Annotated in this window: 1 protein-coding gene; it reads right to left on the bottom strand. The window is 55.4% G+C overall.

Going from position 1 to position 1,370, the window contains the following annotated elements:
- Positions 1-378 (bottom strand): hypothetical protein (locus E1297_RS01775; RefSeq protein ID WP_209015583.1); only part of this gene is annotated, 378 nt, incomplete at its 3' end.
- Positions 379-1,370: the final 992 nt, after the last annotated feature.

A 1,370-nucleotide genomic window follows, 5' to 3' on the forward strand; every position in this document is an offset into this window, starting at 1 on the left:
GCCTGCGCCTGCACCGCCGCCAGCACCTGCGCCGCCACCAGCAGCTGCGCCGCCGCCAGCACCAGCACCGCCACCGGCACCTGCGCCGCCACCAGCACCTGCGCCGCCACCAGCGCCTGCGCCGCCGCCAGCACCTGCACCGCCACCGCCAGGTCCGGGACCATCGGCGTTCAGTCCATCAGCTGCGGTATCGGCCGTCTCTGCCAGGAGAGCGTCAGATTGATCAGGAACAGCATTGGCCGCTTCGAAAGCGTTCATTTCCTCCATGAGCTGATCAAGGTTCTGCCGGAAGGCCCCAAGCGGGACTGCTCCTTGCGTGTTCTCGTCCTCCGCCGCGGGGTTAATCGGCAGGCCCATTCGCATAGCATTGCCAATCATTTTTCTTCTCCTGTTGTCTCGCAGCAACAGATCATTGATCGAATATTGGCAAATTTTGGATGGGTATTTTTGACAGTTTCTAACGCCAAATATTCTTGACAATGGCGGGACGGCCAAACGGAGGGTGAGCTCCAGCGTCGAGTTGGCCCGGATCAGTCGAAGGTTGCAGGCTTGGAAAATGCAGGGAAAGGGAGCATTTTGATGCGTTGCGAAAAGAGGCAGGCATTTCAAACTACTACCTGTTCATTTTCATAGATTACAGCATGTTAATATCTGGAGACTGGGGGTGTATGTCCGGTTCAACGGGTGTTTTGAAACGCGCGTTTTTCTGGAAGGCTGCGCTGCGCGATGTGAAAATGTGCCCATGTGATATCCGGTGCGGAGGCTACAGCTGTGTGGCATGTCCAGCGCTTGGTGCGGATGGAAGAACAAAAAATGACCACACTGCGCTGGCGATCGATAATTACTGAAAAACCTATTAATTTCATTAGTTTGATTACGGTTTTGAAGTTTTGGATACACGTCTGCATCACAAAAACGTTAGGGTGCAAATTGTTGCCGCCCGGGGAGGCTCATGCAAGGCGCCGTCACTATTTGGCGCTTTGTCCCATTTCCTTGTTGGGACGGATCTTGTGCGGCCTGCGTCTTGGATAAAGAGTATTCATGGGTCACAACAGTTGCCGGTTAAAAGCTGATAGCCGCTGAACACGGTGTTGGCGGGTTGCTTGCACGCGGGTCAGCCCGGACATTTTCCATGGGGTTGAGTTCCGGTGAATTGAGGGGAGGATCAGGAAGGTGATGTTGTCCGCCACTTCGGGAGCCGCAATATTGTGCCAACTTACGCCTTCAACCTTCAGGATTGCATACGCCTCGGGTGCGCCGTTTCTGGTCTTCACCGACTGGCGGCAATTGCCGGTAATGATCGACGCGGTTCAGGCGGCCAGCTTCACCTATCGCGGCTGTGTGCCCTGAGAGCCTGAACGAAAAGAAGT

The organism is Roseibium sp. RKSG952 (assembly GCF_009711355.1).